The 26,139-nt window shown below is 51.1% G+C and carries 23 protein-coding genes, 4 tRNA genes and 1 other annotated feature; of the genes, 21 read left to right on the top strand and 6 right to left on the bottom strand.

Annotation, left to right across the window (positions count from 1 at the left end; all coding sequences use genetic code 11):
- The first annotated feature begins 107 nt into the window (after positions 1-107).
- From recA to luxS, 11 genes are all read left to right on the top strand, one after another.
- A complete protein-coding gene (recA, locus tag SJI19_RS19745; RefSeq protein ID WP_323479974.1) occupies positions 108-1,178 on the top strand; it encodes a recombinase RecA in 1,071 nt (356 codons plus the stop codon).
- A 42-nt stretch (positions 1,179-1,220) separates the two neighbouring features.
- Entirely contained in the window at positions 1,221-1,712 is a 492-nt protein-coding gene (locus tag SJI19_RS19740) for a regulatory protein RecX (protein WP_323479973.1), read from the top strand.
- 142 nt (positions 1,713-1,854) lie between these two features.
- Positions 1,855-4,491, top strand: coding sequence for an alanine--tRNA ligase (gene alaS / locus SJI19_RS19735; RefSeq protein WP_323479972.1), 2,637 nt, complete (start codon positions 1,855-1,857; stop codon positions 4,489-4,491).
- A gap of 240 nt (positions 4,492-4,731) precedes the next feature.
- Positions 4,732-4,917, top strand: coding sequence for a carbon storage regulator CsrA (gene csrA, locus SJI19_RS19730; RefSeq protein WP_132926210.1), 186 nt, complete (start codon positions 4,732-4,734; stop codon positions 4,915-4,917).
- A 316-nt stretch (positions 4,918-5,233) separates the two neighbouring features.
- A tRNA-Ser gene (locus tag SJI19_RS19725) sits at positions 5,234-5,326 on the top strand.
- A 10-nt stretch (positions 5,327-5,336) separates the two neighbouring features.
- Positions 5,337-5,413 (top strand) — tRNA-Arg (locus tag SJI19_RS19720).
- An 81-nt stretch (positions 5,414-5,494) separates the two neighbouring features.
- Positions 5,495-5,571 (top strand) — tRNA-Arg (locus SJI19_RS19715).
- A gap of 40 nt (positions 5,572-5,611) precedes the next feature.
- Positions 5,612-5,688 (top strand) — tRNA-Arg (locus SJI19_RS19710).
- 173 nt (positions 5,689-5,861) lie between these two features.
- Positions 5,862-6,443 (top strand): fructose-1-phosphate/6-phosphogluconate phosphatase, encoded by a 582-nt coding sequence (gene yqaB, locus SJI19_RS19705; protein WP_323479971.1) that lies wholly within the window; start codon positions 5,862-5,864, stop codon positions 6,441-6,443.
- A gap of 164 nt (positions 6,444-6,607) precedes the next feature.
- A complete protein-coding gene (gene gshA, locus SJI19_RS19700) occupies positions 6,608-8,170 on the top strand; it encodes a glutamate--cysteine ligase (RefSeq protein ID WP_323479970.1) in 1,563 nt (520 codons plus the stop codon).
- A 157-nt stretch (positions 8,171-8,327) separates the two neighbouring features.
- A complete protein-coding gene (gene luxS / locus SJI19_RS19695) occupies positions 8,328-8,843 on the top strand; it encodes an S-ribosylhomocysteine lyase (RefSeq protein ID WP_323480020.1) in 516 nt (171 codons plus the stop codon).
- A gap of 124 nt (positions 8,844-8,967) precedes the next feature.
- On the opposite strand, the gene SJI19_RS19690 is transcribed toward luxS, so the two are convergent.
- Together SJI19_RS19690 and SJI19_RS19685 are read right to left on the bottom strand one after the other, a co-directional pair.
- The gene (locus tag SJI19_RS19690; protein WP_323479969.1) at positions 8,968-10,260 is read right to left on the bottom strand and encodes an HlyC/CorC family transporter; all 1,293 of its coding nucleotides are present in this window, start codon (positions 10,258-10,260) and stop codon (positions 8,968-8,970) included.
- Between the two features lie 65 nt (positions 10,261-10,325).
- Positions 10,326-11,117 (bottom strand): inner membrane protein YpjD, encoded by a 792-nt coding sequence (locus tag SJI19_RS19685; protein ID WP_323479968.1) that lies wholly within the window; start codon positions 11,115-11,117, stop codon positions 10,326-10,328.
- Between the two features lie 168 nt (positions 11,118-11,285).
- Here SJI19_RS19685 and ffh point away from each other — a divergent pair, with 168 nt between their 5' ends.
- The 5 genes from ffh to rplS all read left to right on the top strand — a co-directional run bounded on the left by ffh (position 11,286) and on the right by rplS (position 14,921).
- Positions 11,286-12,647, top strand: a complete 1,362-nt coding sequence (ffh, locus tag SJI19_RS19680) for a signal recognition particle protein (RefSeq protein ID WP_323479967.1) — start codon at positions 11,286-11,288, stop codon at positions 12,645-12,647.
- A 250-nt stretch (positions 12,648-12,897) separates the two neighbouring features.
- Positions 12,898-13,146 carry a 30S ribosomal protein S16 gene (gene rpsP / locus SJI19_RS19675; RefSeq protein WP_323479966.1) on the top strand — a complete coding sequence of 83 codons (249 nt, stop codon included), beginning with the start codon at positions 12,898-12,900 and terminating at the stop codon, positions 13,144-13,146.
- Between the two features lie 18 nt (positions 13,147-13,164).
- Positions 13,165-13,713, top strand: coding sequence for a ribosome maturation factor RimM (rimM, locus tag SJI19_RS19670; RefSeq protein ID WP_323479965.1), 549 nt, complete (start codon positions 13,165-13,167; stop codon positions 13,711-13,713).
- A 37-nt stretch (positions 13,714-13,750) separates the two neighbouring features.
- On the top strand, positions 13,751-14,497 hold the full coding sequence (gene trmD, locus SJI19_RS19665; protein WP_323479964.1) for a tRNA (guanosine(37)-N1)-methyltransferase TrmD: 747 nt from the start codon (positions 13,751-13,753) through the stop codon (positions 14,495-14,497).
- Between the two features lie 73 nt (positions 14,498-14,570).
- Complete coding sequence (gene rplS, locus SJI19_RS19660) at positions 14,571-14,921, top strand: 50S ribosomal protein L19 (protein ID WP_323479963.1); 351 nt, start codon at positions 14,571-14,573, stop codon at positions 14,919-14,921.
- 183 nt (positions 14,922-15,104) lie between these two features.
- Here rplS and SJI19_RS19655 read toward each other — a convergent pair whose 3' ends face one another.
- Positions 15,105-15,455, bottom strand: coding sequence for a DUF2799 domain-containing protein (locus tag SJI19_RS19655; protein ID WP_323479962.1), 351 nt, complete (start codon positions 15,453-15,455; stop codon positions 15,105-15,107).
- Between the two features lie 452 nt (positions 15,456-15,907).
- Here SJI19_RS19655 and SJI19_RS19650 point away from each other — a divergent pair, with 452 nt between their 5' ends.
- Positions 15,908-16,984, top strand: coding sequence for a 3-deoxy-7-phosphoheptulonate synthase (locus tag SJI19_RS19650; RefSeq protein WP_323479961.1), 1,077 nt, complete (start codon positions 15,908-15,910; stop codon positions 16,982-16,984).
- 6 nt (positions 16,985-16,990) lie between these two features.
- Positions 16,991-18,112, top strand: a complete 1,122-nt coding sequence (gene tyrA, locus SJI19_RS19645; protein ID WP_323479960.1) for a bifunctional chorismate mutase/prephenate dehydrogenase — start codon at positions 16,991-16,993, stop codon at positions 18,110-18,112.
- Between the two features lie 277 nt (positions 18,113-18,389).
- Here the strand turns inward: tyrA and pheA are convergent, their stop codons facing one another.
- The 3 genes from pheA to bamD form a co-directional block, all read right to left on the bottom strand.
- A complete protein-coding gene (gene pheA, locus SJI19_RS19640; protein ID WP_323479959.1) occupies positions 18,390-19,547 on the bottom strand; it encodes a bifunctional chorismate mutase/prephenate dehydratase in 1,158 nt (385 codons plus the stop codon).
- A gap of 24 nt (positions 19,548-19,571) precedes the next feature.
- Positions 19,572-19,698 (bottom strand) — a sequence feature (Phe leader region).
- Positions 19,699-19,850: 152 nt separating this feature from the next.
- A complete protein-coding gene (gene raiA, locus SJI19_RS19635) occupies positions 19,851-20,183 on the bottom strand; it encodes a ribosome-associated translation inhibitor RaiA (RefSeq protein WP_323479958.1) in 333 nt (110 codons plus the stop codon).
- A 351-nt stretch (positions 20,184-20,534) separates the two neighbouring features.
- Positions 20,535-21,275 carry an outer membrane protein assembly factor BamD gene (bamD, locus tag SJI19_RS19630; protein WP_323479957.1) on the bottom strand — a complete coding sequence of 247 codons (741 nt, stop codon included), beginning with the start codon at positions 21,273-21,275 and terminating at the stop codon, positions 20,535-20,537.
- Between the two features lie 131 nt (positions 21,276-21,406).
- Between bamD and rluD the strand changes: the two genes are divergently transcribed.
- From rluD to clpB, 3 genes are all read left to right on the top strand, one after another.
- Positions 21,407-22,381, top strand: a complete 975-nt coding sequence (rluD, locus tag SJI19_RS19625) for a 23S rRNA pseudouridine(1911/1915/1917) synthase RluD (protein ID WP_323479956.1) — start codon at positions 21,407-21,409, stop codon at positions 22,379-22,381.
- Between the two features lie 2 nt (positions 22,382-22,383).
- Entirely contained in the window at positions 22,384-23,115 is a 732-nt protein-coding gene (yfiH, locus tag SJI19_RS19620; protein ID WP_323479955.1) for a purine nucleoside phosphorylase YfiH, read from the top strand.
- Positions 23,116-23,244: 129 nt separating this feature from the next.
- Positions 23,245-25,818 carry an ATP-dependent chaperone ClpB gene (gene clpB, locus SJI19_RS19615; RefSeq protein WP_323479954.1) on the top strand — a complete coding sequence of 858 codons (2,574 nt, stop codon included), beginning with the start codon at positions 23,245-23,247 and terminating at the stop codon, positions 25,816-25,818.
- Positions 25,819-26,139: the final 321 nt, after the last annotated feature.

Genomic DNA, 26,139 nt, shown 5'->3' with positions numbered 1-26,139 from the left:
ATATACTTGATACTGTATGACTGTACAGTATAATTGGCGGCAGTATCGGTTAGGTATCAGTTAGGTAAAGAGCGCAGCGATGTCGCTCTCCCATCACAGGAGTACAAATGGCTATTGATGAGAATAAACAAAAGGCGCTAGCAGCAGCATTAAGTCAGATTGAAAAACAGTTTGGCAAAGGTTCTATCATGCGCCTGGGTGAAGATCGCTCAATGGATGTTGAAACGATCTCCACGGGTTCTCTTTCCCTTGATATTGCATTAGGGGCCGGTGGGTTGCCCATGGGGCGCATCGTTGAAATCTATGGGCCGGAATCCTCGGGTAAAACCACTCTGACCCTGCAGGTGATCGCTTCCGCCCAGCGTGAAGGCAAAACCTGCGCCTTTATCGATGCCGAGCATGCCTTGGATCCCATTTACGCCAAAAAATTAGGCGTGGATATCGATAACCTGCTGTGTTCGCAGCCGGACACCGGTGAGCAAGCGTTGGAAATTTGTGATGCGCTAACCCGCTCCGGCGCAGTTGATGTCATTATCGTCGACTCCGTGGCGGCATTGACGCCAAAAGCAGAAATTGAAGGGGAAATCGGCGATTCACATATGGGGCTGGCCGCACGTATGATGAGCCAGGCCATGCGCAAACTGGCGGGCAACCTCAAGAACGCCAATACCCTGCTGATCTTTATCAATCAAATACGCATGAAAATTGGCGTGATGTTCGGTAACCCTGAAACCACCACCGGTGGCAACGCGCTGAAGTTCTACGCGTCGGTACGTCTTGATATTCGACGCATTGGCTCGGTTAAAGAGGGTGAAGTCGTGGTGGGTAGCGAGACGCGCGTCAAAGTGGTAAAAAACAAAGTCGCCGCGCCGTTCAAACAGGCTGAATTCCAGATCCTTTACGGTGAAGGCATTAATATTCGCGGTGAACTGGTGGATTTGGGCGTTAAGCATAAGCTGATTGAAAAAGCGGGTGCATGGTATAGCTATAACGGTGAAAAAATCGGACAGGGTAAGGCAAACGCCTGCATATTCCTGAAAGAACGTCCTGAAATCGCGATGGAACTGGATAAGAAATTGCGTGATATGCTGCTAAATAGTCCTGAAACCTCGAGTTTTGCTGGTGAATCTACTGCTGTTGATGAAAATGCGGCTAGTGAGAGCAGTGAGGAAGCATAATATCGTCTGCTGCCGGTTTGTGCATCCGGGAGATCAAAACCGGTGAGCTCTCTACTCGATCGTGCATTGCATATCCTCACGCTGCGCGATCATAGCGAAGCGGAGTTGCGCCGCAAATTAGCCGCGCCTCCCGTCTCCCGTCGGCTTTTTAAGCAGCGGCAAGACAACGGTGTGCAAGATACGCCGGCAATAACCGACGCCGAAATCGCGACGGTTATTGAATATTGCCAGCAAAATGATTGGTTGGACGATGCGCGTTTTGCCTTGCGTTACGTCAATAGCCGAAGTAAAAAAGGTTATGGTGAGCAAAAGATACGCATAGAGTTGCTCCAAAAAGGCGTAAGCCGGGATATTATCGATCACGCCTTCTCTGAGGCGGAGATCGATCGACCCGCGCAAGCGCAAGAGATCGCCTGGAAGAAGTTCGGACAACCCCTTTCACCCGACCGGGATGCAAGAATCAAAGTACAACGTTATCTCCTTTCCCGCGGTTTTTCCTACGATGAAATTCGTTCGATTTATATAAATTTTTAAATTGATGGCCTGTGGGATTTTACTTCGCAGCAAAGAAAATTTATCTTATTCCCACTTTTGATTTCGTGAACGCTATTGTAGCGCCCCAATACTGCGCTATTCTGTTTTCGATTCGTTCGTTTAGCTTGATTCCGGGACAACTATGAGCAAGAGCACCGCTGAGATCCGTCAAGCGTTTCTCGATTTTTTCCATGGCAAAGGCCACCAGGTCGTAGCAAGCAGCTCTCTGGTGCCAGAAAACGATCCGACATTGTTATTTACCAATGCCGGCATGAACCAATTCAAGGATGTTTTCCTTGGGCTGGACCAGCGCCAATACCGCCGAGCCACGACTTCCCAGCGATGTGTCCGTGCTGGTGGCAAGCACAATGATCTGGAAAATGTCGGCTACACGGCCCGGCATCACACGTTTTTCGAAATGTTGGGCAACTTTAGCTTTGGCGATTACTTCAAACATGATGCCATTAGCTTCGCTTGGGAATTATTAACCGGGGAACAATGGTTCAATCTGCCGAAAGAGAAGCTCTGGGTGACGGTTTACGCCACCGATGACGAGGCATATAGCATTTGGGCGGATGAAGTCGGGATTCCCCATGAGCGCATTATCCGCATTGGTGATAACAAAGGCAGCGCCTATGCCTCGGATAACTTTTGGCAAATGGGTGATACCGGCCCTTGTGGACCCTGTTCTGAAATTTTTTATGATCATGGTGATCATATCTGGGGCGGTCCTCCGGGAAGCCCAGAAGAAGATGGTGATCGGTATATTGAAATTTGGAATCTGGTGTTCATGCAGTTCAATCGCCAGTCCGATGACACCATGTTGCCACTGCCTAAACCCTCCGTAGATACCGGCATGGGGTTGGAGCGCATCACGGCAGTGTTGCAACATGTTAATTCCAATTACGATATCGATTTGTTCCGCACGCTGATTGCGGCAGTGGCAAATGTCACCGGTGCCAGTGATTTGACCAATAAGTCCCTACGGGTGATTGCCGATCATATTCGTTCCTGCGCATTCCTGATCGCCGATGGCGTTGTGCCGTCCAACGAAGGCCGCGGGTATGTGTTGCGTCGCATTATTCGTCGCGCGGTGCGTCACGGCAATATGCTGGGGGCAAAAGACGCCTTCTTCTTCAAGCTGGTGGCGCCACTGATTGACGTCATGGGCTCCGCTGCCGCAGAGATGAAACCGCAGCAGTCACGGGTGGAGCAGGTGCTGCAAACAGAGGAAGAGCAATTTGCGCGTACGCTGGAACGCGGCCTGGCCCTGCTGGATGAAGAGTTGAGTAAGCTTGAGGGCGACACGTTGGACGGCGAGACCGCTTTTCGACTCTATGACACCTATGGTTTCCCGCTTGATCTTACCGCTGATGTCTGTCGCGAACGGCAGCTAAAAGTTGATGAGCCAGGCTTTGAACGGGCTATGGATGCACAACGCCGCCGTGCCCGCGAATCTAGCGGCTTTGGTGCTGATTACAATAGTATGCTGCGGGTAGATAAAACGACCCGGTTTGTCGGTTACGACGAAGCGCAGCATCCGGGCAATGTGGTGGCATTATTTCTCCATGGTGAGCCAGTGCAGTCTATTGAGCGCGGTGACGATGCCGTGGTGGTGCTTGATGAAACGCCATTTTATGGCGAGTCAGGCGGCCAGGTCGGGGACCAAGGTGAATTGAAATCCGACCTAGGTCTGTTTATCGTGAGCGATACGCAAAAATACGGTCAAGCGTATGGCCATCTGGGACGGTTGGCTCACGGTGAGCTACACGTCGGCGATCGGGTCTCCGCCAGTGTGGATCAAGCGCGGCGCTCGCGCATTCGGCTGAACCATTCGGCGACCCATCTTCTGCACGCGGCGCTACGCCAGGTGCTGGGTGAACATGTAGGCCAGAAAGGGTCGCTGGTTAATGATCACTATTTGCGCTTCGATTTTTCCCATGGCGAAGGCATGAAACCCCAGCAAATACGCGCAGTGGAAGATATTGTTAACCAACAAATTCGCCGTAATTTACCTATTGAAACCCAAGTGATGGATCTTGAGGCCGCACGGGGTACCGGAGCTATGGCACTGTTTGGTGAAAAATATGATGCTCAAGTCAGGGTATTGAGCATGGGGGATTTTTCCACTGAACTGTGCGGCGGCATCCACGCCAGTCGTACCGGCGACATCGGCCTGTTTCGGATTATTTCTGAATCCGGGACTGCCGCGGGCATACGCCGCATAGAGGCCGTCACCGGCGAAGGCGCATTGGCGGACTTGCATCAGCAAAGTGACCTGGTTCACGATATTGCTCAATTGGTTAAAGGCGACAACCAAAGCTTGGCGGATAAGGTCAAAGCGTTGATGGATCGCACCCGGCAATTGGAAAAAGAACTTCAGCAGCTCAAAAATCAGCAGGCTGCTCAGGAAAGCAGTGCGCTTACCGCTGGTGTAAAGGAGATACACGGCATTAAGGTATTGGTGAGCCGATTGGATAATGTGGATCCCAAAATGTTGCGCACCATCGTGGACGATCTGAAAAATCAGCTTGGTTCGGCGGTTATTGTACTGGCCACTGTCACGGATAATAAGGTCAGCCTGATTGCCGGGGTTACAAAAGATTTAACCAACCGGGTGAAGGCCGGTGAGCTCATCAGTCAATTAGCCCAGCAAGTGGGCGGTAAGGGCGGTGGGCGGCCCGATATGGCTCAGGCTGGAGGAAGTGATGCCAGTGCATTACCTGCAGCTCTGTCAGACGTTGAGGCCCTGCTGGTAAACACATTCGGGGCAGAATAAGAATACGTTATGATAAACGCCATGACTTTCTGTTAAGTTATGGCGTTTGAATTCTTATTTATTCCTAGTCAAAAGTTAGGCGCGAAGTGAGTCATATCGACTAAACTTATACCTGATGTAGCAATAGGTCAGCCTGGGGGCATTTAATGTCGCTTAGATGGCTTACGCTTTCATGGTATATGATGGATAATGGCGGGAAACTGAGAGACCCGACTCTTTTAATCTTTCAAGGAGCAAAGAATGCTAATTCTGACTCGTCGAGTTGGTGAAACCCTCATGATAGGCGATGAGGTAACGGTTACTGTTTTAGGAGTCAAGGGCAACCAGGTCCGTATCGGTGTCAACGCGCCTAAAGAAGTCTCTGTTCACCGGGAAGAAATATACCAGCGAATCCAGGCTGAGAAGTCACAGCAGAATCCTTTCTAATCTTTCAAGCGCCTTGCAGTAGCGAGGCGCCGCCCCCCTCTTGATTCCTGATCCTATTTAATTATTCTAGATGATTTCCAGCTGAATAGTTAAATAGGACACATTTATTACTGATTTAAGTGCAATCCACTTCATCTCTCACGTTGCCAATGCGTTGGCTGCGCGAAAGCTATTGGCTGTATTGTGCTGTCAATCTGGTCAACTTGCATGGCTTTTGTGCAAACGCGCGCTGTAGGGGAAAAATTGTTTGACTTATCAGGCCGGGAAAGTAATATGTGCGCCACGCAGTGCCGATGAGCATTATCACCGGCGCGTAGGTGAGGTGGCCGAGAGGCTGAAGGCGCTCCCCTGCTAAGGGAGTATACGGTCAAAAGCTGTATCGAGGGTTCGAATCCCTCCCTCACCGCCATTAATAATATGCATCCATAGCTCAGCTGGATAGAGTACTCGGCTACGAACCGAGCGGTCGGAGGTTCGAATCCTCCTGGATGCACCATTACTGACCTGTTAGCGCGGTCAGGTATAGGTTTTGGTACAAACAGATATAATCTGGTCACACGTTTTATCGTCTAACACTGCATCCATAGCTCAGCTGGATAGAGTACTCGGCTACGAACCGAGCGGTCGGAGGTTCGAATCCTCCTGGATGCACCATTTTGTATAATTATAATTTTTTACTGCATAATATTTATTTGCATCCATAGCTCAGCTGGATAGAGTACTCGGCTACGAACCGAGCGGTCGGAGGTTCGAATCCTCCTGGATGCACCATGCACCATGACACGTGGACTCCGCTATTTCCCCCCTATTTTAATACCTTGATTTATCTTCACCCCGCGAGTAACAGCCTTGTTGGATAGCTTTATTTCCTGTTGACAGAAAAAGCGACAATTTTTCCACTTTGCGCTACAGTAATACATTGTTTTTAGCATCAGGAAACGACAATGTACGATCAATACGAAGGGCTGATCTTCGATATGGATGGCACACTGCTCGATACGGAACCCACTCATCATCAAGCCTGGCACCAAGTCCTAAAAAAATATGGAATGCGTTATGATGCGCAGGCCATGACGCCATTAAATGGGTCGCCAACCTGGCGAATTGCCAAAATGATCATTGATAACCACCATTTGATCCTCGATCCTTACGCGTTGGCCAGGGAAAAAACCGCCGCGGTGGAAGCCATGCTATTGGATAACGTGCAACCCTTGCCTCTGGTGGCGGTGGTGAAGGCCTATTACGGTAAAAAGCCGATGGCAGTAGGCACCGGCAGCGAGCATCGGCTGGCGGTGGCTCTGCTGCAGCATTTGGGACTGTTACACTATTTTGATGCCATCGTGGGTGCCGACGATGTACCCCACCATAAGCCGCGGCCGGATACTTTTCTGCGCTGTGCCGAGCTGATGGGCGTTGCACCGGAAAAATGTGTGGTGTTTGAGGATGCGGATTTTGGCATTCAGGCCGCCCAGCTAGCTGAAATGGCCTACGTTGATGTGCGTATTGTCCGGCACTATAGCCAGTAATGATCTCTGTTCCGTGGTTAAACGCGTTATATTAAGGCCCATCGATTTGGTTAACATACCAGAGTCCACCTGATGATGAATTCTTGAATGATAATAATAGATAACCCTCTACGAGCAGTTTCAATTATGCTTAACCTATACCCCATAAACCGCGGGAGGTCGATTTGATCCCGGACGTATCAGAAGCGCTCACATGGCTGGAAGCTAATCCCCATGCACTAAAAGGCATCCGCCGGGGAGTGGAACGTGAAACGCTGCGCATTTCCGCTGATGGTCATTTGGCGCAAACGCCGCATCCAGAATTACTGGGCGCGGCGTTAACGCATAAATGGATTACCACTGATTTTGCCGAGGCGTTGCTTGAATTCATTACGCCTGTCGATGAGGATGTCGACCACCTGTTAGCGCTCTTGCGGGATATTCATCGTTACGTAGCGCGCCACCTCGGTGATGAGCGCATGTGGCCGCTGAGCATGCCTTGTTTTATCAACCAGAGCCAACCTATCGAGTTGGCACAGTATGGTTCGTCCAATGTGGGGCGCCTCAAAACATTGTATCGTGAGGGGCTGAAAAACCGTTACAGTACCTTGATGCAGGTCATCTCCGGCGTGCACTACAATTTTTCGTTGCCACTGGCTTTTTGGCAGGCGCGTCTGGGCATAACTGATGAGGCTAGCGGTAAAGACCAAATTTCCGACGGCTATTTGCGCTTAATTCGAAATTATTACCGTTTCGGATGGATCATTCCTTACCTGTTCGGTGCTTCACCGGCCATTTGTTCTTCCTTTCTGGCCGGGCGCAAGACCGACCTGCCGTTTGAACAGGCAAAATCCGGCATGATCTATTTGCCGTTTGCCACGTCATTACGCCTGAGTGATTTGGGATACACTAACAAATCACAAAGTGAGCTTGGGATAACCTTTAATCGGATCGAGGAATACATTAGCGGTTTGAAGCGGGCCATCAAGACCCCGTCTGCGGAATTTCAGCAAATTGGCCTTGAACGGGAGGGTAAACGCCTGCAAATAAACACGAATGTATTACAAATTGAAAACGAACTGTACGCGCCGATTCGTCCCAAACGTGTCACTCGCCGGGATGAAACGCCGTCCGATGCATTAACCCGCGGCGGTATCGAGTATATTGAAGTGCGATCGCTGGATATCAATCCCTTTTCACCCATCGGTATTGATGAGCGGCAGGCGCGTTTCCTGGATCTTTTCCTCATCTGGTGTACGTTAGCAGATGCGCCACAGATGAACGCGCAAGAGGTTTTATGCACCCGTTCTAATTGGAATAAGGTGATCCTGGAAGGGCGCAAACCGGGTCTGACGCTTGAGGTCGATTGCGGTTCACCGCAACAGCCGCTGGCGGATATTGGTAAATCCCTCTTTCATGATTTGCGCCGGGTGGCAGTAATTCTCGATAGTAATAATGACAATCAGCAGTACCAGCAAGCCTGCGATGCTCTGGTTGCCAGTTTTGACGATCCGGAACTGACGTACTCAGCGCGAATATTACAGGCTATGCAGCAGCAGGGCATTGCCGAGATGGGTTTAATGCTGGCCAATGAATATCGCCAAATGTTACGAACTGAACCGTTTGAAGTGTTGAATGAAGAACAGTTTGACAAGGAACAGGCGTCTTCATGGCTGCGCCAGCGGGAAATTGAAGCATCGGACACGCTAAGCTTTGAACAATATCTGGCGCAACATAACGCTGGCTAAAAAAGAAAAGGCCACAGATGTCTGTGGCCAAATAAACATCTCTACATACAGGGATGATGATAACAAATGCGCGTCTTTCAATAATTCAGACCCACGTGATGGAAGAAAGTTTCCGGAAACGGTAAAAAAATTAATTTATTTAAGAGGAGGCGACGATATGCCACTGCTGGATAGCTTTACCGTAGACCACACCCGCATGGCAGCGCCAGCGGTACGTGTTGCTAAGACCATGAAAACGCCTAATGGCGATACCATCACTGTCTTTGACTTACGTTTTTGCCGGCCTAATCTGGAAGTGATGCCTGAACGCGGCATTCATACTCTGGAACATTTATTTGCTGGTTTTATGCGTAATCATCTTAATGGTGACGGGGTTGAAATCGTCGATATTTCACCCATGGGCTGCCGTACCGGCTTTTACATGAGCCTGATCGGCGCTCCGGAAGAGGTTCGTGTAGCCAACGCCTGGAAAGCCGCAATGGCGGATGTATTGAAGGTGACTGACCAGAACAAGATTCCCGAGCTCAACGAGTACCAGTGCGGAACTTATCATATGCATTCCTTACCGGAAGCGCAGGAAATCGCGCAGCATATTCTCGATCATGATATTAGAGTAAACCACAACGATGAATTGGCCCTGCCAAAAGAAAAACTGGCCGAGCTGCATATTTGAACAGTAGTAAAAAAACGACCCTGGAGAGCCCCAAAGCCTTAGGAAAACCAGCCAGTCTTAACTGACGGGCATTATTCCAGCTGTGGGGCTTTTTTTAGAACACCAAACTTTACCCTATGACTGATCAACTCACGTCGTCAAGGCCGGACTTTAGTGCTTTGAGCGGGGTGATCCGGACTTGTTTGATCATATTGTCCTGCACTGACATGATGTCGATTTGGTAACTATCGATCTGGGTTTGGGTCCCCGCCAGCGGAATATCCTGCAGTGCCTCTAGCAGCATACCGTTAACTGTGCGGGCTTCATCTTCGGGCAGTGTCCAGTTGAAGGCTTTATTCAATTCTCGAATGTTGGCACCGCCTTCAATCAATACTGAACCATCGCTCTGTGGGATGACCTCTTCTGCCAATGTGGGCGACATGGAGGTCGTGAAATCACCGACGATCTCTTCCAGAATATCCTCAACGGTAACCAGTCCCTGTATATCCCCATACTCATCAACGATTAAACCCACTTTTTCTTTATTGCGCTGAAATTTGACCAATTGGATATTCAGCGGAGTGCCTTCGGGGATGTAGTAGATTTCATCGGCAGCGCGCAACAGGTTTTCCTTGGTAAACTCTTGTTTCTCGGTCATCAGTCGATACGCTTCGCGCACCCGCAGCATACTGATGGCGTCATCCAGGTTATCGCGATATAGCACGATGCGGCCATGTGGAGAGTGGGTCAGTTGGCGGATGATATTGCGCCAGTCATCATTAACATTGATACCGACGATCTCGTTGCGCGGCACCATAATGTCGCCCACGCTGACCTTTTCCAAGTCCAATACCGAAATCAGCATATCCTGGTTGCGCCTGGAAATCAGTGAACGGGACTCATTAACAATGGAGCGTAGTTCGTCCTTGCTCAAGGCGTCATTAAGACCTGATGGCACCTTAATCCCCAGCAGTCGCATCAGGATCCGGGTAACAATATTCAACAGCCACACCAGCGGCATCATGATTTTTTGCAACGGCGATAGCAGTAGGCTACTGGGGAAGGCTATATGCTCGGGGTATAACGCGGCCACGGTTTTTGGCAGGACTTCAGCAAACAGCAAAATAACTAGCGTGAGTACACCGGTGCTGATTGCCACGCCGATATCCCCATATAACCGTATACCGACGAGGGTGGCCAAGGCTGAAGCCAGAATATTGACCAGGTTATTGCCAATCAGTACCAGGCTCAATAACCGATCGGGGCGATGCAGTAATTTTTCCACCCGCCTGGCGGCACGGTTGCCCTGCTTAGCCAGATGCCGTAGTCGGTAACGATTGAGCGTCATCATCCCGGTTTCCGAGGCGGAAAAATAGGCAGATACCAGCACCATCATTACCAATATGATTATTAGGGTACTGGTTGAAACATGTTCCAACGTGGGTGTTCCTTGTGAGATGTAAAACGTGGTGAAATGCCGCATTAATCTGTGGCCAACCCGGTTCAGCCGGTGGCGATATTTTGCCAAATGCGGCTACCGAAATAAGCCAATGTTAACAGCAATACACCGACCAAACTGAGCCATATCACGCGGCGGCCACGCCAGCCGTTACGATAATGCCCCCACAATAAAACAATATAGACGCACCAAGCCATGATGGAGAGCACGGCTTTATGCAGATTTTCGCCGGTAAACATATTCTGAAAATACAACAGGCCGGTGCATAAGGTCAGCGTCAATAGAATGACGCCGACCTGGGTGATATGAAACATTTTACGCTCAATACTCATCAGCGGCGGCATATCGGCGCTGAAGGTCAGTCGTTTGGTCTTGAGCATATGATCGAGCCAGGCCAGCTGAAACGCGTAGAGCGTGGCGATAATCAGCACCGAATAGGAAAACAGCGCCAGGCCGATATGCGCCAGTAACCCTGGTGAAGCCTCGAGATGGGTAATAAATTCTCCGGGTATCAGGGTGGCGGTCGACAGGTGGATCATGGCGAAAATATAGACGATAGGTAGCAGGAACCAGCCCCGGTTAATGGTGGCTACGATGGTCATCACAATACCAATCACCAGGCTGACCGCTGAACCGATATTTATCAGGCTTAAGTTCTGTCCTGCGTTGACGTCGAAAATCCGCTGATAAAGCGTGAAGGCATGGCCGGACAATGCCACCGCGGCGGAGAGTAACGCCAGCCGCCGGTATGCGCTGCTTCTACGCAAAATACTGGGCAGAATCAGGCCAAGACTGAGCGCGTAGGCAATAAAAGCCAGTAGGGCAATCGATGACATATTGCTAATGGTCTTAGGCTAGTATGAGAGGTGAGACCAGTATAGCGTTAGCGACGCCAGGCTCCAACCGTTCTCGTTGTTGGGGCAGAGATCTCTGTGCGCTTCGTGTTATACTGGTCGCAATAATGTCGCACGAGCGGCCGGACTCCAGCTTGGGTGTAAAGAACGATGTTTGAAAATTTATCCGATCGATTATCGCGCTCCTTGCGCAATATCAGCGGCCGGGGCCGCCTGACTGAAGAGAACATTAAAGAAACGCTGCGCGAAGTTCGCATGGCGCTGTTGGAAGCCGACGTTGCCTTGCCGGTGGTACGCGATTTTATCAGCCGTGTGAAAGAAAGTGCGCTCGGTCAAGAAGTGAATAAAAGCCTGACCCCTGGTCAGGAATTCGTCAAGATCGTGCGTACCGAGCTGGTTAACGCGATGGGCGAGGAAAATAACGAACTGAATTTGGCCGCCCAGCCGCCGGCGGTTGTGCTGATGGCGGGCCTGCAAGGGGCCGGTAAAACCACCAGCGTAGCCAAGCTGGGCAAGTATCTGCGTGAAAAGCACAAGAAAAAAGTGCTGGTGGTCTCGGCGGATGTTTATCGCCCAGCGGCGATCAAACAGTTGGAAACACTGGCGGAAACGGTGGGCGTGGATTTTTTTCCCTCCGATGCTGGCCAACGACCGCTGGATATTGTTAACCAGGCTTTGCAACAGGCCAAGCTGAAGTTTTACGATGTTCTGCTCGTGGATACCGCCGGCCGACTGCACGTCGATGCCGCCATGATGGACGAAATCAAACAAATCCACGCGGCCATCAAACCGGTGGAAACGCTGTTTGTGGTCGATGCCATGACCGGCCAGGACGCCGCCAACACCGCTAAGGCGTTTAACGAGGCCTTGGCGCTGACCGGCGTCATCCTGACCAAGGTCGACGGTGACGCCCGCGGCGGCGCGGCGCTGTCCATTCGCCACATCACGGGGAAACCGATTAAATTCATGGGGGTGGGTGAAAAGACCGACGCTCTTGAACCGTTCTACCCCGATCGTATCGCCGGGCGTATTTTGGGTATGGGCGACGTGCTATCGCTCATTGAGGATCTCGAAAGCAAGGTTGACCGTGTTCAGGCCGAGAAATTAGCGAACAAGCTGAAAAAAGGCGATGGCTTCGATTTAACCGATTTTCTCGATCAGCTCAAGCAAATGCGCAGCATGGGCGGGATGGCCAGCATGATGAGCAAGTTGCCCGGCGCGGGTCAACTGCCCGCCAATGTGAAATCTCAGATGGACGATAGCGTACTGGTGCGTATGGAAGCCATCATCAATTCCATGACGTTCAAGGAACGGGCACAGCCGGAGATCATTAAAGGCTCCCGCAAGCGTCGCATTGCCAGCGGTTGTGGTTTACAGGTACAAGAGATTAACCGCATGCTCAAACAATTCGACGACATGCAACGCATGATGAAAAAGATGAAAAAAGGTGGAATGGCAAAAATGATGCGTGGCATGAAGGGCATGATGCCACCCGGTTTCCCCGGACGGTAACGATACTTTACGTTGCAGATGCGTTGGCTGCGCCGGCGCATCCCCGTTACATAGTGCGCTATGCTCCTGGGGCCGCGCGGGCTTGCCACCGTACTGCAACTCGAATTATTTAGGGTATATAGATTGCTTTTTGCTCTCAAACGAGTAAAATTCCGGGGCTTTTTGTACAGCGACTTTTATCGCAGCTATACCGCAATTGGGCCCCGTTCCTCGATGGGGCCTGGTTGTTTTATTAACTAAAGAGGATGTTATGGTAACAATTCGTTTGGCACGTGGCGGCGCAAAAAAACGCCCGTTTTATCAAATCGTCGTGACTGACAGCCGCAATGCGCGTGATGGTCGCTTTATTGAACGTATTGGCTTTTTTAACCCGATCGCGTCTGGTCAGGCTGAAGGTCTGCGTTTGGACCTGGATCGCATTGAGCATTGGGTCAGCCAGGGCGCAACTGTTTCAGAACGCGTTTCTGGATTGATTAAAGACGCTAAGAAAGCGGCTTAATGGATCTTGGTGGTGGCTATGAGCAAACAAACCCGTACCGCAATTCCCACTAACCCTATCGTTGTGGGCAAAATGGGATCGACGTATGGTATTCGCGGTTGGCTCAGAGTGTTTTCATCCACTGAAGAGTCCGAAAGCATTTTTGACTACCAGCCCTGGTTTATTAAACGGGCGGGTGAGTGGCAGCTCATCGAGCTGGAAGGCTGGAAGCGCCACAGTCAGGATTTGATCATTAAGGTCAAAGGCATGGAAGACCGGGAAGCCGCGGCTCTACTGACAAATTGTGACATTGTCGTGGATTCAACGCAGTTGCCGGCTCTTGACGCGGGTGATTACTACTGGAAAGACCTTATGGGCTGCCAGGTCGTAACCACTGCGGGTTATCAGCTCGGTTCAATCATTGATATGATGGAAACCGGCTCCAATGATGTCATGGTAGTAAAAGCCAACCTGAAAGATGCCTTCGGTATTCAGGAACGATTAATTCCGTTCCTCGACGGGCAGGTTATCAAAAACGTCGATCTCAACGCACGCGCGATTGAGGTTGAATGGGATCCGAATTTCTGATCCCGGACGTAAAACGGCAATTGGGTGGAACCGCAGTATGTGGATTGGTGTTATCAGCCTGTTTCCTGAAATGTTCCGCGCAATTACTGATTACGGGGTAACCGGTCGGGCAGTGAAAAACGGCCTGCTGACCATGCAGTGCTGGAGTCCACGTGATTTTACCCACGATCGGCACCGTACCGTGGACGAACGCCCTTATGGCGGCGGACCGGGTATGCTGATGATGGTGCAGCCCTTACGGGATGCGATTCACGAGGCAAAGAACAAGGCAGGCGAAGGGGCGAAGGTCATTTATCTCTCTCCCCAGGGACGTAAGCTCGATCAGCAAGGTGTGAGCGAGCTGGCTACTCACCAGAAAGTGATTTTGGTATGTGGTCGTTACGAAGGTATCGATGAGCGTCTGATAGCCACTGAGATCGATGAAGAGTGGTCTATCGGGGATTATGTGCTCAGCGGCGGTGAGTTGGCGGCCATGGCGCTGATTGATTCCGTTTCCCGGTTTATCCCGGGAGTATTGGGTCATGAAGCCTCTGCGGCGGAGGATTCCTTCGCTGAAGGTTTGCTGGATTGTCCGCATTATACCCGTCCCGAGGTATTGGCAGGCATGGAGGTTCCGTCGGTTCTGCTGTCGGGCAACCATGCTGAGATACGTCGCTGGCGCTTGAAACAGTCGCTAGGCCGAACTTGGCTTAGAAGACCTGAACTTCTGGAAAGCCTAGCTCTGACTGACGAGCAAGCAAAGTTGCTAACTGAATTCCAACGGGAATATCGGGCTAAGCAATAAAACTATTAAGGGCAACGGCGCTAACGCACCGACGAGCCTGAACACTCAGTTTACCTAGGGTAAGAGACCTATTATGAGCAACATTATTAAACAGATCGAAGAAGAGCAGATGAAGCAGGACGTGCCTGCATTCCGTCCGGGTGATTCCGTGGAAGTGAAGGTATGGGTTGTTGAAGGTACTAAGAAACGTCTGCAGGCATTCGAGGGCGTGGTTATCGCTATTCGTAACCGCGGTCTGCATTCTGCATTCACTGTTCGCAAAATTTCTAATGGCGAAGGTGTTGAGCGTGTATTCCAGACGCATTCACCGGTTATCGACAGCATTGCTGTTAAACGTCGTGGTGCCGTTCGTCAGGCGAAATTGTATTACCTGCGTGAACGTACTGGTAAGTCTGCCCGTATCAAAGAGCGTCTTAACGCCTAGTACGCTTTCGCAACATCCGAAAGCTTTTAGTTATCGAAGGGCCGGCCAGTGGGCTGGCCTTTTTTTTAGTGGTGTGAAGCAATGTGTCATTGACTGACACTAACGCTGAATTTCCCGTGTCGCCAAATGACATTGAACCCCGCTGTGTTCCCGGTGCTCACGGTCAATTGCGCTCTTTTACCGTTAATGACTATCGGCTGCCCGCTGCCATTGCTGCTTCAACTGTTCCGCCTGCGCTACGCCATCACAACTGGCAGGGAAAGCCAAACCTCTCGCCGCCCATGCGCGGATCGTCTCGACCTGGCATAGTTCACCTTGTCCCGCGACGTAACCTTTAAGATAATTGTCACGATCGATTTGTGGGTTGCCATATTCTTCGGCCAGCTCAGTGTTGTCGCTGACGACTTTACCGGCCAGCGCGTCACTGTATCCCATTTGATACCATTGGGAAGGTGCCTGGACCGCGGTGACACGGGGCGGTGGCGAGCTACAAGCGACAAGCAAAAACAGACCGATTAATACACAACGTTTCATCAGCCATGGGCCCTAAACTGAGAATAAGTGGTGGTATCATAAAGAGGCTTATTTCACCTAGCAAGCTGCATTCTCTTTAGCCAATACCTGGTGCTTGTGTTCATTACTATCAAAATACGGGAAAGAACTTTCATTAAGTGTAAACTTAAATTTACATCACGATGATTTTGGTGCGTAATATTCATCAGAATGAAATCGTGGATTTTATTATTTTATTCATTAATTTTAGCGTTTACATCTCATAAAATCTTATTACTAACTATTTTGTTCCGATAAATGACGATAATCTGTATCAATTACGTGTTGTTTTTCTGCTCCTAGCAAGGGTAATAAAATATTTACACCTATGGATTGAAAACTTTACGTCACATGGTATGGTATAGCCATAAGTCAGCGGCGAGCAGTTGTTATCACAACCCGCGGCACCAACTCCCCTAGTCAGGAAACACACCATGCAAAAAGACGCGCTTAACAATGTTCACATTATTGATGAACAGGTCATGATCACCCCAGAAGAACTTAAACGGCAGTTCCCTTTAACCGATGCTGAGCAGCAGGCCATCGCCACGTCGCGTCAAACCATAGCCGATATTATCCATGGCAGGGATCCGCGTTTGCTGGTGGTATGCGGCCCGTGCTCCATTCATGATTTGGATAGTGCGTTGGACTATGCTCGGCGACTGACGACCCTGTCGGCGGAGCTGGGGGATCAGCTGTATATCGTTATGCGTGTCTATTTTGAAAAGCCGCGTACCACTGTGGGCTGGAAGGGGCTAATCAATGACCCCTACATGGACGGATCATTCGACGTAGAGGCCGGTTTAAAAATTGCCCGTAGCCTGCTGTTGGAATTGGTACGCATGGGCCTGCCGTTGGCCACCGAAGCCTTGGATCCCAACAGCCCGCAATACTTGGGCGACTTATTTAGCTGGTCCGCTATTGGTGCGCGCACCACTGAATCCCAAACTCATCGGGAAATGGCCTCGGGTTTGTCCATGCCGGTGGGTTTTAAAAACGGTACCGACGGCAGTTTGGCCACCGCTATCAATGCCATGCGTGCCGCCGAGATGTCACATCGTTTTATGGGCATCAATCAGGCCGGACAGGTTTCGTTGTTGCAAACCCGTGGTAACCCGGATGGTCATGTGATTTTGCGCGGGGGCAAACAACCAAACTATCATGCGGCGGATATTACTGATTGTGAACAGCAAATGGTGAAAGCGAAACTTAACGCGGCGCTGATGATTGACTGCAGCCATGGCAACTCGAATAAAGATTACCGTCGCCAGACCGAGGTGGCGCAGTCGGTACTGGCACAGATAAAAGCCGGCAACCGCTCGATTATCGGCCTGATGTTGGAAAGTCATATTAATGAAGGCAGCCAATCCTCCGATTGCCCCCGTGACGAGATGCAGTATGGTGTATCGGTAACTGATGCCTGTATCAACTGGCAAAGTACCGATACACTGTTGCGACAACTGCATGATGAACTGCACGGTGTCCTGACTGGACGGTTGGCTGGAGAATAATAAAGTATGGTAGCGGAGCTAAACGCGTTACGGGATCAGATCGATGAAGTTGATAAGTCCTTGCTGGCCTTACTGGCCAGGAGATTACACTTGGTCGCTGAGGTAGGCGAAGTAAAAAGTCGATATGGTTTGCCGATTTATGCCCCGGATCGCGAGGCGGCCATGTTGACCTCACGGCGCAACGAAGCACTGGCCCAGGGGGTGCCGCCGGATCTGATTGAAGATGTGTTGAGACGGGTAATGCGTGAGTCGTACTCCAGCGAAAACGACAAGGGCTTCAAAACCCTCTGCCCGCAGTTACGTCCGGTGGTGATTGTCGGTGGCCGTGGCCAGATGGGCCGGTTGTTTGAAAAGATGCTCAGATTATCGGGTTACCAGGTTCGGATCCTGGAGCAGGAGGACTGGCCACAGGCGCCAACGTTGCTACAGGATGCGGGCATGGTGATTATCAGCGTGCCGATTCATGTCACTGTCGAGGTTATCGAACGGCTGCCTCCGTTGCCACTTGACTGTATTTTGCTTGATCTGGCCTCTATCAAAAATGCGCCGCTGCAAGCCATGCTGGCGGCGCATAACGGACCGGTGCTCGGATTACACCCCATGTTCGGCCCCGATAGCGGCAGCCTGGCAAAACAGGTGGTGGTGTATTGCGATGGTCGGCAACCGGAAGCCTATCAATGGCTGCTGGAGCAAATTCAGGTTTGGGGAGCACGTTTGCATCGCATTAGTGCGGTCGAGCACGATCAAAATATGGCCTTCATCCAGGCGTTGCGTCATTTCGCGACCTTTGCTTATGGCATGCATCTGGCACAAGAAAATGTGCAGCTAGAACAACTGCTGGCGCTATCTTCGCCGATTTATCGGCTGGAGCTGGCGATGATTGGCCGATTATTTGCTCAGGACCCGCAGCTTTATGCCGATATCATCATGTCTTCTGAAAGCAATCTGGCGTTGATTAAACGCTATTATATGCGTTTTGGCGAAGCCATTACTCTGCTTGAGCAGGGCGATAAGCAGGCCTTTATTACTCGCTTTAAACAAATCGAACAATGGTTTGGCAGTTATGCCCAGAGTTTCCTGGAGGAAAGTCGCCTGCTGTTGCGCCAGGCTAACGATATTCGCAAATAAACCAGACCTGAGTCTTGGCGTTCTGGCTGCAGGCACAAACCGGCTTATTCTTCAGCAAAAGACGCCCCATGTCGCTAAAAAAGCTTTTTTAAACAACGGCCAATCGTAACGTAAAATCAATACGCTACGTTTGGCCGGACCAAAAGTGAACACCAAGCAAGGGGGGCTACACCACTACAGCGTTTTGGGCGACGGATTCCGGCTAACAAATCCATTTACCGTCTGGGCCCGAGGTTTTACGGCACATCGGATAAGCTGGCTATCACCCAAGTGATGTTCAGCTAGGTTCTACCGGCACCACGTTTTCCGTCGGATAACAGCCCAGCACCTTGAGTGAACGGGTTATGGCCAGCAGTGAGGTCAATGCTTTTTGCATCGCCGCGCTGCGCAGATTGGCTTGTACATCGATATAAAACATCTCTTCGCGAGGATTACCATGGATTGGCCTCGACTCAAGCCGGGTCATCACGATCGCGTTATCGCGCAGCACCAGTAATGCCTCAACCAGAGCGCCGGATTGCTGGCCGGTCGCCATAATCAAGGTGGTTTTCGCTGGCACCTGTTCCGATACCTCGATGGCTTTACGCGCCAAGACAATAAAACGGGTAAAATTCTGTTGTTGGTTGGCAAGATTGTGCTCAAGCACTTGCAAACCATACAGCGCTCCACCTGGGCCGCTGCCTAGTGCTGCCGCCTTGGGCGATTTCAACGCTGCCACCTGTTCCATGGCCGCCGCAGTGCTTTCACAATATTCAATTTTCCAATGCGGGTAACGGTTAATAAACTGGCTACATTGCTGGAATGGTTGCGGATGGCTGTAAACGACGTCGATTTGATCAAGACTGGTTTCACCGGTGACCAATACACAGTGGTCAATAGGGTTGGTCAACTCACCCACCAGTGACAGATTGGTGTGCTGCAGCAGATCATAAACATCGTTAATCGAACCTGAGCTGCTGTTTTCTATGGGCAGCACGCCATAATCGGCCTGGCCGGTTTCCACCTGATGAATAATGTCAGTAAATTTCTGGCAGCCGCATTCCACGGTGTGATCAAAATAACGTGCGCCATATTGACGGGCAGCCAAATGGGAATAAGACCCCTTGGGCCCAAGAAAGGCAATCCGCGCCGAACGCTCCAGGTTTTGGTTAAGATCCGTCTGGAGTAAGGCCTGTTGAGTCAACACCGAATCTTCAATGATCAACTGAAACAGCCGGGTAATATAAAAACCATCCAGATTCAGTTTATTGCCTTCGGTCACCAGATGTTCGAGTAAATCCCGCTCGCGCGCTTTATCGCGAATGGGACGATGAGTGGTCAATTTACTGCGTGCCACGTCCAGCGCCAGTTCACGTCGCTCTGCCAGCAGGGTCAATATTTTATTATCCAGCGCGCTGATGCGCTCACGCAGCGCGAATAGTGGGTTTTCATTCATGTTCTTATCACCTGTCAAACTGTCATAAAAAAAGCCTCCTGGGGTCAGGAGGCTTTTTTGTTCGTCTTCGTATTCTTTCTCGTATGACGACCGGCCTCCCATTCAGGGGAAGATAAAAAAGAAGGCGAAGAAAAACGTATTACTATGCATGATGCCAGCTTTCGGTCGTATGAGAAGGTTACAGTAACCGTTGCCTTTTCACTCTGTCAATAGAAAACGCGCCGTTATGGCGCGTTATGCTTGCTGTTGGTATCCCGGGAGGTGGGTCAGTCTTGGCCCGCCGTCCTCTAGATGCCAAGCGGATTATTCAGTAGCCAGGTTATTTGACGTCTTGACACATTCGTCGGCGCGCCTGGCTTCACCCTTGTGCTGAACCTTATTGAGCTGGCGTTCCAGCTTGGTGATCAGCTCATTGATGGCGGCGTACATATCCTGATGACTGGCGCTAGCGACTAATTGGCCGTTTGGTGTACTAAGCGTAGCGTCAGCCACAAAACCCTGCGGTTGCTTGGAGAGGATAATATGCGGATTTATCAGCTGGGTCTGCCACTTGGCAAGTTTTTCCAGACGTTCTTCGACATGTTGGCGAATGGCTGGAGTGATTTCCATTTGCTTGCTGGTAATATTGATGATCATATCACTACCTCTCTTGTCGTTTACGTAACTTAAGCATACCCCCTGTTGGACGAAAAAGTGTGAGTCCAATCACTTTTATTTGGGGGTTGAGGGGGCGATCACAGGTTTGTGAGCATCCTATAAGAAAGGGGGCTCATCGCTTGAGAGTTAACACCGGATGGTGCATTATCGACTGGATAACCTTGGCGCACATTGGGGTTGAGTGACCGGCTAAACCTGTTACTGTCGAGGTTTACGCATTTGTGATTACACCAGTTTTTACCCTCCTTTTAGTCTAGTCGGCTCCCTTCAATCCAGACAAAAAAAACGGCAGCCTAAGCTACCGTTATGACGAGGTGAGAACCTTGCGACTTAATCCGACGACACTGGGTTGGCGGTAATGATTTTCGCCACTTTATCGGCTTGGCCCTGAAGCTGCAATTGCTGGTAGGCATTTTCCATCAATGGCAGCGCCTCGCGGGTGGCCTGTGCATCAGGGAAATTGCGCAGCATTTGTTCAACCCGGTTAACGACGGCAACATACGCGCCGCGCTTGGTATAAAACTCGACAACCGAAAGCTCATACTTGGCTAGCCGATCCTTGAGATAAACCAGACGTTTTGCGGCATCCGTGGCATACTGGCTGTTAGGATAACCGCTGACTAACTGCGTAAAATCACGGAAGGCCGCGCGGGCATGCTGAGGGTCACGGTCGGAACGATCCACACCGAAGAAGCCCTGCAATGCGCTGTCATCCAGTGCCATATCTGTAAGACCACGCATATAAAGAACATAATCGACGTTTGGATGTGTTGGATTCAGACGCAGGAAACGATCGATTGAGGCTTGGGCTAAAATGAGATCCGCCGATTTATAATAGGCATAAATCAAATCAAGCTGGACCTGCTGCGCATAGGGACCGAATGGATAGCGGTTATCCAGAGCTTCCAGTTCCTTAATGGCTCCTTTATAGTCACCATCCTGCAATTTTAGCTGGGCGGACGCATAAATCTCGGAGGGCGGATTATCGGGAACGGCATCCTTGGAACTGGAGCAACCGACCAGCATCAGGCTCAATGTGGCTGCTGCCACCAGATATTTCATACGCATCATGACGTTTTGCTTATCCTCAGAGTGTTATTCCGGGAGACTGTCCGTTAAGCTCCCGAATGAGACCAGCTACAATAGCATATTATTCTAAACGGCAATGCCGTGAAAACCCAACGATAACGAAGAAGCTGCATATGGCACAACAACAACTCCTCACCGGAACGGTGAATGAATCACAACTCGGGCAACGTTTAGATCAGGCTTTAGCCGAAATGTTCCCTGAATATTCACGATCTCGCATAAAAGTCTGGATCCTCGACAGCCGGGTTCGGATTAACGGGATAGTGACACCCACACCGAAAGAAAAGGTGTTGGGGGGCGAACTGATTGAAATTGATTCAATTATTGAAGAAGATACACGCTGGATAGCACAGGATATCGCCTTGAATATCGTCTATGAGGATGACGATATTCTGGTGATAAATAAACCTCGGGACTTGGTGGTACATCCTGGTGCGGGCAATGCCGACGGTACTATCCTGAACGCTTTGTTACATTATTACCCGGCTATTGCCGAAGTGCCTCGGGCTGGAATTGTTCACCGCCTGGATAAAGATACAACTGGACTGATGGTGGTCGCCAAGACAGTACCGGCACAAACGCGCCTGGTAGAATCGCTGCAGGCACGTGAAATCACCCGCGAATACGAAGCAGTCGCTATTGGCAATATGACCTCCGGTGGCACGGTTGAACAACCGATAGCGCGTCATCCAAGTAAACGGACCCATATGGCGGTGCATCCTATGGGCAAACCCGCAGTGACCCACTATCGGATTATGGAGCATTTCCGTGTCCATACCCGTTTGCGGTTGCGACTGGAGACCGGCCGAACCCATCAGATCCGGGTTCATATGTCGCATATCAACCATCCGCTGGTGGGTGACCCGCTTTACGGCGGTCGCCCCCGTCCACCCAAAGGCGCGGCAGAGTCGTTTGTCGAGCTGTTGCGCGGGTTCGATCGCCAGGCCCTACACGCCACTATGCTGCGTTTATATCATCCGATCACCGCTATCGAGATGGAATGGCATGCGCCGTTACCGCAGGATATGGTGGATTTAATTGCCGCGATGAAGGCCGATAAGGACATGTTTAAAGATCAAATGGATTGAACATGGGCTCGCTCATCGTTCCTGATTGGCCCGCCCCGGCTAATATCCGGGCCTGTTGCACCACTCGACGTGGTGGTGTCAGTCTGCCACCTTATGCGTCGTTGAACCTGGGCGATCATGTAGGCGATATGCCCGATTCGGTGGCGGAGAACCGACAACGTCTTATCACCCTGGCGGGATTGCCGGCAGCGCCACAGTGGTTGCAGCAGACCCATGGCACCGACGTCGTGACATTGGATCACACGATGTCCGCCCCGTACCGGGCGGATGGCGTTTATAGCCAATGTGCCGGTCAAGTCTGTGCCGTGATGACCGCTGACTGCCTACCGGTATTGTTCTGTGACCGGGCGGGTAAGGAAGTGGCGGCGGCACACGCCGGCTGGCGTGGACTGTGCGCGGGTATCCTCGAAAATACCCTGGCGTGCTTCAATTCCACTCCCGGCGAGCTGTACGCCTGGCTGGGGCCGGCCATCGGTCCGCAGGCGTTCGAAGTCGGACCGGAGGTTAAGGCGGCTTTTGTCGCCCACGATCCTCATGCTGCGAGGGCATTTTCGCCCCATGGGGATACGTTTTTCGCGGATATTTACCAGTTGGCCCGGCTGCGGTTGCTGGCTGCCGGCGTCACGCAAATCTATGGCGCTGAGCATTGCACCCTGACGGAGTCAGCCTCATTTTTCTCCTATCGTCGTGATGGTGTCACCGGACGTATGGCAAGTTTGGTCTGGCTGATATAATCTCTTTTACCAAGACGATCCGTGATGGGTAACAAAAATCTTCTGGTTTTATTGGCGAAAAACCTTGAATTTTAAATAAACGACCTTATTTAATCTCCAGTAGCAATTTTGACCAATATCGGAGGAGTTATGCGCTTGGATCGTCTTACCAATAAATTCCAGCTTGCCCTCGCCGATGCCCAATCCCTTGCTCTCGGGCGCGACAACCAGTTTATCGAACCATTACATGTCATGCTGGCCTTGCTTAATCAGGAAGGCGGCACCGTTCGCCCCCTGTTGCAATCCGCAGGCATTAACCCCGCGCCATTGCGTACCCTCATCGAACAAGCCATTGAGCGTCTGCCTCAGGTTGAGGGGACCGGCGGCGATGTACAGCCTTCCGCAGATTTCGTTAGAGTGTTAAATCTCTGCGATAAGCTGGCACAAAAACGCGCGGACAGCTTTATTTCATCCGAGTTGTTTGTCGTGGCGGCGTTGGATTCGCGCGGCACCTTGGCCGATATATTAAAATCAGCCGGCGCCACGCCGGAAAAAATTACCAAGGCCATAGACCAAATGCGGGGCGGGGAAAACGTGAATGAGCAGGGTGCCGAAGATCAACGGCAGGCATTAAAGAAATACACAATTGATCTCACCGAACGGGCGGAGCAGGGCAAACTGGACCCGGTTATCGGCCGTGATGAAGAGATTCGCCGTACCATTCAGGTGTTGCAGCGTCGTACCAAGAATAATCCAGTGCTGATCGGTGAGCCCGGCGTGGGTAAGACCGCCATCGTCGAGGGTCTGGCACAGCGTATTATCAATGGCGAAGTCCCTGAGGGCATGAAAAACAGCCGGGTGTTGTCATTGGATATGGGATCGCTGGTGGCCGGAGCCAAATACCGCGGGGAGTTCGAGGAGCGCCTAAAAGGGGTGCTGAGCGACTTGTCTAAGCAGGAAGGGCACATCATCCTGTTTATTGACGAACTGCATACCATGGTTGGCGCCGGTAAAGCCGATGGCGCAATGGATGCTGGCAATATGCTTAAACCCGCCCTGGCGCGTGGTGAACTGCATTGCGTTGGTGCCACTACCCTAAATGAATACCGGCAATATATTGAAAAAGATGCTGCGCTGGAACGCCGTTTCCAGAAGGTGTTTGTCGCCGAGCCCAGCGTGGAGGATACCATTGCTATCCTCCGTGGCTTGAAGGAGCGTTATGAACTGCATCACCATGTGCAGATCACCGATCCGGCTATTGTCGCCGCCGCTACGCTGTCTCATCGCTATATCTCAGACCGGCAACTGCCTGACAAAGCTATCGACCTGATTGACGAGGCGGCGTCCAGCATCCGGATCCAAATGGACTCTAAACCGGAAGCGTTGGATCGGCTGGAGCGACGGATCATCCAGCTTAAGCTGGAACAACAGGCATTAAAGAAGGAATCCGACGAAGCCAGTATTAAACGCCTGGATATGCTTAATACCGAACTGTCGCAAAAGGAACGGGAATACTCTGAACTGGAAGAAGAGTGGAAAGCTGAAAAAGCCTCGCTTTCTGGCACCCAAAACCTGAAGACTGAGCTGGAACAGGCGAAACTCTCCATTGAACAGGCACGCCGCGTGGGCGATCTAGCGCGTATGTCTGAGTTGCAGTACGGCAAGATCCCCGAGCTGGAAAAACAGCTGGCTGCCGCATCTCTGGCGGAAGGTAAAACCGTACGTTTGCTGCGCAATCGTGTCACCGATACCGAAATAGCGGAAGTCCTGGCCCGTTGGACCGGTATCCCGGTCTCGCGTATGCTCGAAAGTGAACGCGATAAGCTGGTGCGTATGGAGCAGGATCTGCATCACCGTGTTATCGGCCAAAATGAGGCGGTGGAAGCGGTCGCCAATGCTATCAGGCGCAGCCGTGCAGGTTTGGCCGATCCTAATCGGCCTATCGGTTCATTTATGTTCCTTGGCCCAACCGGGGTGGGGAAAACCGAATTATGCAAAGCGCTGGCATCGTTTTTATTTAGCAGCGATGACGCCATGGTCCGTATTGATATGTCGGAGTTTATGGAAAAGCATTCGGTGTCACGTTTGGTCGGCGCACCTCCCGGGTATGTCGGTTATGAAGAAGGGGGGTATCTGACCGAAGCGGTTCGTCGGCGTCCGTACTCGGTGATTCTGCTCGATGAAATCGAAAAAGCGCACCCTGACGTGTTTAACATTTTGCTGCAGGTGCTTGATGACGGTCGTCTGACTGATGGGCAGGGACGGACGGTGGATTTCCGTAATACAGTAGTCATTATGACATCCAACCTGGGCTCCGACATTATCCAGGAACGCTTTGGTCAGATGAATTACCAGGAAATGAAAGATATGGTACTGGGTGTGGTCAGCCACCATTTCCGTCCAGAATTTATCAACCGCGTTGACGAGGTGGTGGTCTTCCACCCCTTAGGGCGTGAGCATATTGCCCGTATTGCACAGATACAACTGCAGCGGCTCTATAAACGGCTAGAAGATCGCGGTTACAGTATGACGCTGAGTCCAGAGGCTCTGGAACTGCTGGGCAACGTTGGGTTCGATCCGGTCTATGGTGCGCGGCCGTTGAAACGTGCCATTCAGCAGGAGATCGAAAACCCGCTTTCCCAGCAGATGCTGTCAGGCAAGCTGGTTCCTGGGATACCCATCCGGATGGAGGTTCAGGATGGCCACATCGTGGCGACTCAGTAACCTATAATAGGGCCGCATCAATAGACACGTTGTTATAACCCGCCTTCCATGGCGGGTTTTTTTATTCATTGATTCGACACAACACATTACAGCAGGCCGGGCGCAGCCTGGCTCCGGCCCGGTTAACGGCTTATTGATGGAGCAGTCTGTTTTGCCGGCCATTGCGGTAATTTGTCTTAATAATGAGCAGTCAGACGGTTTTTGCAAATTAGCGCTTGTCTCATTCCAGAAAGTCCCTATAATGCGCCTCCACTGACCGGGAACAAACGCTAACGCGACGCCGGGTCAGGAAGAGACAAACGCTTCGATGAAGCAATTAAA

It is taken from the genome of Acerihabitans sp. TG2 (assembly GCF_035013185.1).
Lineage (GTDB): Bacteria > Pseudomonadota > Gammaproteobacteria > Enterobacterales > Enterobacteriaceae > Acerihabitans.
This window is presented reverse-complemented; position numbering and strand designations above follow the sequence as displayed.